Annotated in this window: 8 protein-coding genes; 5 read left to right on the forward strand and 3 right to left on the reverse strand. The window is 65.0% G+C overall.

The features are described from left to right. Positions 1 to 1,338, forward strand: a 1,338-nt coding sequence (locus tag ACTS2Z_RS13090) for an AGE family epimerase/isomerase (RefSeq protein WP_442573652.1), incomplete at its 5' end; no start/stop codon positions are given. Between the two features lie 6 nt (positions 1,339 to 1,344). Here ACTS2Z_RS13090 and ACTS2Z_RS13095 read toward each other — a convergent pair. Continuing rightward, the gene (locus ACTS2Z_RS13095; RefSeq protein WP_442573653.1) at positions 1,345 to 2,649 is read right to left on the reverse strand and encodes a UDP-glucose dehydrogenase family protein; all 1,305 of its coding nucleotides are present in this window, start codon (positions 2,647 to 2,649) and stop codon (positions 1,345 to 1,347) included. Positions 2,650 to 2,944: 295 nt separating this feature from the next. Here ACTS2Z_RS13095 and ACTS2Z_RS13100 point away from each other — a divergent pair, with 295 nt between their 5' ends. Genes ACTS2Z_RS13100 through pgeF form a run of 4 tightly spaced genes read left to right on the forward strand, consistent with a single transcriptional unit; the run spans position 2,945 to position 6,407 of the window. Beyond that, the gene (locus ACTS2Z_RS13100; RefSeq protein WP_442573654.1) at positions 2,945 to 3,184 is read left to right on the forward strand and encodes a hypothetical protein; all 240 of its coding nucleotides are present in this window, start codon (positions 2,945 to 2,947) and stop codon (positions 3,182 to 3,184) included. A gap of 42 nt (positions 3,185 to 3,226) precedes the next feature. Next, on the forward strand, positions 3,227 to 4,174 hold the full coding sequence (locus ACTS2Z_RS13105) for an alpha/beta hydrolase (RefSeq protein WP_442573655.1): 948 nt from the start codon (positions 3,227 to 3,229) through the stop codon (positions 4,172 to 4,174). Beyond that, a complete protein-coding gene (locus tag ACTS2Z_RS13110; RefSeq protein ID WP_442573656.1) occupies positions 4,174 to 5,625 on the forward strand; it encodes a protein adenylyltransferase SelO family protein in 1,452 nt (483 codons plus the stop codon). The genes ACTS2Z_RS13105 and ACTS2Z_RS13110 overlap by 1 nt, the downstream gene beginning before the upstream one ends. Then, the gene (gene pgeF, locus ACTS2Z_RS13115) at positions 5,622 to 6,407 is read left to right on the forward strand and encodes a peptidoglycan editing factor PgeF (RefSeq protein WP_442573657.1); all 786 of its coding nucleotides are present in this window, start codon (positions 5,622 to 5,624) and stop codon (positions 6,405 to 6,407) included. The genes ACTS2Z_RS13110 and pgeF overlap by 4 nt, the downstream gene beginning before the upstream one ends. On the opposite strand, the gene xth is transcribed toward pgeF, so the two are convergent. Together xth and ACTS2Z_RS13125 are read right to left on the reverse strand one after the other, a co-directional pair. Then, on the reverse strand, positions 6,396 to 7,208 hold the full coding sequence (gene xth / locus ACTS2Z_RS13120) for an exodeoxyribonuclease III (RefSeq protein WP_442573658.1): 813 nt from the start codon (positions 7,206 to 7,208) through the stop codon (positions 6,396 to 6,398). The genes pgeF and xth overlap by 12 nt on opposite strands. Before the next feature lie 33 nt (positions 7,209 to 7,241). Next, the gene (locus ACTS2Z_RS13125) at positions 7,242 to 7,856 is read right to left on the reverse strand and encodes a hypothetical protein (RefSeq protein ID WP_442573659.1); all 615 of its coding nucleotides are present in this window, start codon (positions 7,854 to 7,856) and stop codon (positions 7,242 to 7,244) included. Between the last annotated feature and the right edge of the window lie 182 nt (positions 7,857 to 8,038).

An 8,038-nucleotide genomic window follows, 5' to 3' on the forward strand; every position in this document is an offset into this window, starting at 1 on the left:
CTGAAAGCGCTCGGCGCCGCTGATACGGCAGGCAATGTCACGCAAGGTCCGGTGTCGCTGGATGCGGTGTCAGACAGTTATGTCCGCTCCGAAGGTCCTTTGATTGCCGTGAAGGGCGTGTCGGGGCTTGCCATTGCTGCAACCCGCGAGGGTGTCCTCATAACACCGCTTGGCGAGGCTGCGGGCATCAAACCGGTGGTGTCCGCCGCGCGCACCGCCACCGGACTTGCTAAGGCAGATCTGAATTGGGCCCGCCGCTGGCTGTTTGACGCGTGCCTGCCGCTCTGGGCGAAGACCGCCTGGGACACCAAACAGGGCGGGTTCGTGGAGTGCCTGACGCTGGACGGCGAGCCGGTGGCGGACCGTGAGCGGCGCATGCGCGTCATCCCCCGCCAGATATTCGCCTTTTCAGAGGCGGCGCTTTGCGGATGGGACCGAGGCGAGGCACAGCGCCTGGCGATGCTCGGCCTTGAGTATCTGGACGGCCCGGCACGCAACCCGCAGGGCGGGTGGGTGCACAGGCTGGAGCGCTCCGGCGCGGCAGCCGACCCGAGACGGGGCCTTTATGACCATGCCTTTGTCATCCTTGCCGGTGCTGCGGCCTATCAGGCGTTTGGTGAGCCCCGTGCGCTGGAGCTCGCCCGCGAAGCCCTGACCATCGTGACCGGCACCATGGCCGACCCGTCGGGCAAGGGATATTTCGACCCGGAAATGGAGCCTGGCATACGGGCTGCCAACCCGCACATGCACCTGCTGGAAGCCTGTCTGGCGCTGGATGAGGCAAGCGGCGATGCGCAGGCGCTGGAATGCGCGAAAGCCTGTGTCGCCCGGCTGGAGGACAGCTTCTTCCACCCTGCAAGCGGAGCGGTGATAGAGGAGCTGGGGCCGGACTGGAGCCAGGGTGACGGCCCATGGCGCACCGAGCCGGGTCACTGCCACGAATGGGCCTGGCTGCTGGCAGAGTATGAGACCCGCACCGGGCGCGATCTCATCAGCTGGCGGCGGCGCCTGATGCGTTTTGCCGACGTCAGGGGGCGTGACGCCCGCACGGGGTTTGCCGTCAACAGTGTCGACACGGACGGGCAAGTGCTCGACGCGAACCGGCGCCTCTGGCCTCAGCTGGAAATGCTGCGCGCGCGCCTGCGCCACCCCGACACGGCAGCGCCCGGCGAGGCCGGACGCCTTCTCTCGCAGCTAAAGGCGACCTATTTCGCGGATGCCTGCACAGGCGGCTGGATGGACGCCTATGATGCCAAAGGCGCAGCTCTGGCGAAGGATATCCCCGCCAGCATGCTCTACCACGTGATGACCGCTATCGGCCCTCTCGCGGCGTGCTAGACGCCGCTATGGCCGGCCGATGCTCGTATAGGCGATACCGGCTTCGTGCATCTCGGCCGGATCATAGATATTGCGCAGATCGACCACCACGGGGGCTTTGAGCGCCGCCTTCACACGATCAAGATCCAGCGCCCGGAACTCGTTCCATTCGGTAATGATGACGAGCGCATCGGCGCCTTCCAGCGCGAGATAGGGACCGGTCGTGTACTCGACATCCTTCAGCAGCTTTTCCGCCTCCTCGATCCCGGCCGGATCGTAGGCGCGCACCTTTGCGCCTTTCGCCTGCAGGGCCGGGATGATGTCGAGGCTAGGTGCCTCGCGCATATCGTCGGTATTGGGCTTGAAGGTCAGGCCCAGCACCGCAATCGTCTTGCCGTCGACATCGCCGCCGCACGCGCCGATCACCTTGTCGGCCATGGCCCGCTTGCGCGTGTCATTGACGCGCACGGTGGCCTCGACCAGCTGCAGGGGCGTATCAGCCTCCTGCGCCGTGCGCACGAGCGCGATCGTGTCCTTGGGAAAGCACGAACCGCCATAGCCAGGACCGGCATGGAGGAATTTCGGCCCGATACGGCCATCAAGGCCGATACCCTTGGAGACTTCCTGCACGTTTGCACCCACCGCCTCGCACAGATCGGCCATCTCGTTGATGAAGGTGATCTTCATGGCGAGGAAGGCGTTGGCTGCGTACTTGATCAGTTCGGAGGTACGCCGCGAGGTGAAGACGATAGGCGTCTCGTTGAGGAAGAGCGGACGGTAAAGCTCGCGCATCACATCGCGCGCCCGGCTGTCCTCGGTGCCAACCACAACCCTGTCCGGGCGCTTGAAATCGTCGATGGCCGCGCCTTCGCGCAGGAATTCCGGGTTGGAAACCACTGCAAAATCACCATCGGGGCGGACCTTGCGGATAAGCGCCTCGACCTCGTCGCCGGTGCCGACCGGCACGGTCGACTTGTTCACCACCACGGTGAAACCGTCCATGACGGTACCGATTTCCTCCGCCGCCGCATAAACATAGCTCAGATCAGCGTGACCGTCGCCGCGGCGGGACGGCGTGCCCACCGCGATGAAGACCACATCGGCAGCGCGTACCGCCTCGGTCAGGTCGGTTGCAAAATCGAGACGGCCCTCGCGCACATTGCGCTGGACGAGCTGGTCAAGGCCGGGCTCGTAGATCGGCACGCCGCCGGAGCGCAGCAGTTCGATCTTCTCGGCATTCTTGTCGATACAGGTCACCTGATGACCGAAATCGGCAAAACAGGCTCCTGAAACCAGGCCGACATAGCCCGTACCGATCATTGCCACGCGCATGAATGCAATACTCCGAAAGGTCCGCAAATTTATGGTCACGCCTAATGCCCGCAATATGCCGGGCAGGCAAGGAACAAGACCGATGATTGCCGACATTATAGCGGCTGGAGCGAGGCCGGTCAGGACGACGGACAGTTATGCCCGGCAGGATTGACCGATAGGCGACAACGCGCTGTTCCCGGCGCGGCGGCTGGCGTGCTTTTGGCAATAAAAACAATATTTTGAAGCAGCTGCTGGCTGGCACCCCTCTTGCCATGGAAAGCAGCATAGCTGCCTGCCACCCGGAGATCTGCCCGTGCTCACCTCGCCTGCCACCCGCCGTTCGCGTATCACGCCGGCCGATATCCGCCAGATCGCCTTCACCCTGGTTGACCGGCATGGCGCGCGGGCGCTCGGCTATGCCTGCGAGGCCATCACGGAGATGGAGGACAAGGGCGAGGCGGAAAGCGCTGCAGCCTGGCGGGCCCTCAAAAGCGAGATCGAGGATGCGCTTCTGGGCCGGATACAGCCCGCAGGTCCTGTTCACCTGCACTAGGCCGGCGCTCGTCATGAAGACGGCGGCAGGCGCGCTTGCCTCTTGCTTTTGCGCCCTCACGGGCCGAACTATGCCCTGCTCATGCTGACCCCTGAAAAAGCGCTCGCCGATCTTGCCGCCCATTTTGCTCCGGAGCGCACTGCGCCGGGCATGCGCGAGGCGTTGCGGCGTCTGATCCCGATTGCCGAGCTGGACCCGCCTGGTGTCGAAGCCATCGAGGACGTGACCCTTCCCGGCCCGGCAGAACCGATCCCGGCACGGATATGGCGGCCCTTCGATGCGGCGGAAAACGGCGCCGGACTGGTCTACTACCATGGCGGCGGCTTTGTTGTCGGCGATATCGAGACCCATGCCGCCCTGTGCCAGAGGCTGGCCGCCGCCTCCGGCGTGCGCGTCGTATCGGTCAATTACCGGAAAGCGCCCGAACACGCCTTCCCGGCGGCCGTCAATGATGCGCTGGCCGCCTTTGATGCCGTCCACCAGGGCGCATTGGAAAGGCACGGATTTGCACCCGGCCGGCTCGCTGTGGGCGGCGATTCGGCAGGCGGCAATCTCGCCGCCGTCATCGCCCAGCACCGCAGAGGCGCGGTTGCCTTCCAGCTTCTGATTTATCCGCTCCTGCAATTGCTGGAGATCGAACGCGCCCGCCAGCCCTGGCAGGAAGGGCCGCTGCTATCGCGCGAGGTGCTCAGCCGCATCCGTCAGAGCTATCTGCGCAGCCCCGATGATGTGCGCGATGTCCGCGTCTCCCCGCTTCTGGCCGACGACCTGAAAGGGCTCGCGCCTGCCTTTATCCTGGCGGCTGAACTTGATCCGCTGGTGAATGAGGGTGCAGCCTATGCCGACCGGCTGGCCGCCTCCGGCGTGCCGGTGGAAAGGGTTGTCTTCAACACCATGCCGCACGGCTTTCTCAACATGACGCGCATCCTGCCTCAGGCGGTGGACGCCATCGTCCGCGCGGCAAAGGCGCTGGAAAAAGGTCTGGCCTGATGGCCGCGTCCTACAGGCCTGATCCGCGCTTCGTGACGCTGGGCGCGGAGTTTGCCGATCCGGTGGAGCCGGCAGACTTCCCGGCAGCGACGGAGCGCTGGTGGAATGATCGCTGGGCGGGAGCGGTCGGCCTCGATACCCTCGATGCGCACGCGCGCACGGCACACTTCCACCGCTTCGAGCCCTTACCGGACAACCAGCCCCGGCCGCTGGCGCTGCGCTATCACGGGCACCAGTTCCGTACCTATAATCCGCAGATCGGCGACGGGCGCGGCTTTCTCTTCGCGCAACTGAGAGATGGCGAGGGACGGCTTCTCGATCTGGGCACGAAGGGCTCAGGGCAGACGCCTTTTTCGCGCACCGGCGATGGCCGGCTGACCCTGAAGGGCGCCGTGCGCGAGCTTCTGGCCTCGCACATGCTGGAGGCACGCGGCGTCTATACCTCGAAGACACTCTCCATCTTCGAAACCGGCGAGGCCCTGCATCGCGGCGACGAGCCAAGCCCTACGCGCTCGGCGGTGCTGACGCGCCTGTCGCATTCCCATGTGCGTATCGGCATGTTCCAGCGGCACGCCTATTTCAACCGGCCCGATCTGGTCGAAGCGCTGATGGACTACGCGATAGACGCCTTCCATCCCGAGGCGGGGCTGGCCGGGGACGCGCCAGCGCGCGCGGCAGCCTTTCTGGAACACACGGTCGCCGCCTCGGCCCGGCTGGCAGCGGAATGGATGGCCGCAGGTTTCGTCCATGGCGTTCTGAATACCGACAATCTCGTGGTGACAGGCGAGAGCTTCGACTATGGCCCATGGCGCTTCCTGCCCGTCTTCGAGCCCGGCTTCACGGCGGCCTATTTCGATGAGGGCGGGCTTTATGCCTATGGCCGCCAACCGGAATCGGTGCTCTGGGCTCTCGAACAGCTCGCGGGCAGCCTCACGCTGATCGGGGAGGAAGAGAGCCTGATCAAGGCGCTGATGACCTTCCCGGACCGTTACCGTGCAGCCCTCTACGAAGCCTGGCACAGGCGCCTCGGCCTGAAAGCGCTTGGCGGTGACGCTGACGGTGCCTTCCTGACAAGTCTCTTGCGTTTCATGCATGAAAGCCAGCTGCCCTTTGAGGGCGTGGTGTTTGACTGGTTTGGCGGCGAGGCATCGGCCAGGCGTGCACTTTCCGGTCCCCGCGCAGAGGCCTACCGGTCAGAAACCTTTGCCGCCATACGCGGCGGATTTGAAAGCCGCGAGCCTGTCCGGCCCGAACGCCTGTCCCATCCCTATTTCAACGCGGATGAACCGGCCGACATGGTCTTCGAGACGATGGAGGCCGCCTGGGCGCCAATCGCCGCAGAGGATGACTGGTCGGCGCTTCACGTCCTCCTGGCCGCGGTTGACGCCGCCCGCGAGGGGTATGACCTTGGCCGGGGCCGCAGCGGTTTTCTGGACGGGCAGGCGGAATGAGCGCGCTTCAGTTTCTATTTGCCGACAGCCTGGGCGAGGGCATCGTCCACGCCTTCACGACCCGCACCGGCGGGGTCAGTGAAGGCCCGTATGCGAGCCTCAACCTTTCCTGGTCGCGCGGTGACAACAAGGACCATGTAACCGAGAACCGGGCGCGTGTCGCGCGGGGCCTTGGCGTCTCGCGCCTTGTCTTTGCCAATCAGGTCCATGGCGACACGGTCCTGCGCGCCGATACCCTGCCTGAGGGCTGGTCGGTGGGTGAAGGTGATGCGCTGATCAGTGCCACGCCCGGCATTGCCCTTTGCACGCAGGTGGCCGATTGCGTTCCGGTGCTGCTACACGACCCGTCCGGTCACGCGATTGCGGCCATCCATTCAGGCTGGCGCAGCACGGTGGCCAATATCACCGCCCGCACGCTGGAGGCCATGACAGACGCCTATGGGACAAAGCCGGCGGATGTGCGCGCGGCCATCGGTCCGGCCATCTCGAAGGAAAACTACCGGGTCGGTCCGGAAGTGCTCGAAGCCTTCGAGGCACAGTTCGGGGCGCTGGACAGCCAGATGGCAGGCCCGCGCGATGCGGGTGGAGGGGCAGGCCTTGATGTGGCCGAGGCGGTCCACCGTCAGCTCGTCGCCAGCGGTGTTCAGCCCGGTCACATCAGCCGCATCCGCGCCTGCACGTTTGCTGATGAGGACCGGTTCTTCTCCTCGCGGCGCGCCGCGCGGGACGGTCATCCCGGCCAGTTTGGCGGCCAGTGCGGGATCATTGCGCTAAAGCGCTAGCTTCAGCGTCACCGGCACGTGGTCGGACGGCTTTTCCCAGTCGCGCGTCTCGTCCCAGATGGTGAAACCCTCGCGCCCCTTGGCCGTGGCGGCAGCCTGCAGGGAGGGTGAAACCCAGATATGGTCGAGGCGGCGTCCACGATTGGACTTGCGCCAGTCGCGATTGCGATAGCTCCACCAGGTATAGATCTTTTCCGGCTCGGCGATCAGCTCGCGGGCAATGTCGAGATAGCCAGCGCGGGTGCGGGCAAGCTCCAGACCTTCGGTTTCCACCGGCGTATGGGAGATGACATTCAGAAGTTGCTTGTGCGACCAGACATCATGCTCGCGCGGGGCGATGTTGAGATCGCCGACGAGGACTACATCGCCGCCCTTTTTCCCACGGCCTTCAAGGAAAGTGCCAAAGCGGTCGAGGAAATCGAGCTTGTGGGCAAAGCGGGGATTGGCGTCCACGTCGGGTTCGTCCCCGCCTGCCGGGATGTAGTAGTTCTGGAACTCCACCCCGTCGATGCGGACAATGTGGTGACGAGCCTCTGATTTCGGGCAGACCTGGCAGTCATCGAGCACCTCGATGGGGCTGCGCGACACGGTGGCAACGCCGTGCATGCCCTTCTGCCCGGTTACGTGCACATGAGGATAGCCCATTTCCCGGAACGCCTTGGCCGGAAACTGGTCCTCCATGCACTTGATCTCCTGCAGGCAGATCACGTCCGGCTTTGCCATTGATGCAAAGCGGGCAACCTGGCCGATGCGCAGGCGGACCGAGTTGATGTTCCAGGTGGCAAGGGTCAGACCGGACATGCAGGGGAACTCCTTCAGGCAGGCAGCTTCAGTTCACAGTATGTTATAGGTCGAACCGGCAACGCCGACGGGCCAGCGGCCGCGCACGTAGAGCCGCCAGCGCGCGAGGAAAGGATGGGTCGGGGTCTCGTCCTCGGCCTCCGCCAGAAGCACGAGCACGGCCCCGTTTGCGGCCTGTATCAGGCCTCCTGCAGCCGCGTTGACCACCGTCTCGTCATAGACATCGTCCATCGCTGCGGCGGCCTCTGCAGCTTCACGCGCCAGCTCGCCGATGGAGGAGGAAACCAGCATCAGCGCTGCTTCGAGACCTTCGGCATCGAGGCGTTCCAGCGCCCGTTCAACGAGGCCGGCGCGCATCATTTCCTCGGCCTCCCAGGCCAGAGGGTCAGTGTCGAGCGATTCAGCGGCAATCGCTGCGTCCTCCCAGCTTCCCAGAGGGGCCGGGTCCGCATCGGGAAATCCCAGCCCGTCAAGATAGGCCCGCGCCAGCGTCCGTTCGCGCGGGTCCAGCCGCTCGCCAAGACGCGAGAAATAGGCCGGATCGGCAATGCTTTCGGCAAACGCCCGGGCCTTGTAGAGGAGCGGTATCTCCTCCAGCAGGCGGGCAATCACATCATCGCTGGGATCGTGGGAATCTGACGGGGCCATAGCCGTTGTCTAGCGCGCAGGGCCGACCGCGAACAGGCCATAACGGCAAAAACTATGGCGCCCGATGGTGAGGGGACCATCGGGCGCCGATCGGGACCGCTTTACTGCCACATGCGGCACCGGGAGGGGATCAACCGGTGCTGGCCTGACCCTGGACGGTTTGCGGGGGACGACGCCGTTCC

It is taken from the genome of Glycocaulis sp., assembly GCF_052168375.1.
Lineage (GTDB): Bacteria > Pseudomonadota > Alphaproteobacteria > Caulobacterales > Maricaulaceae > Glycocaulis.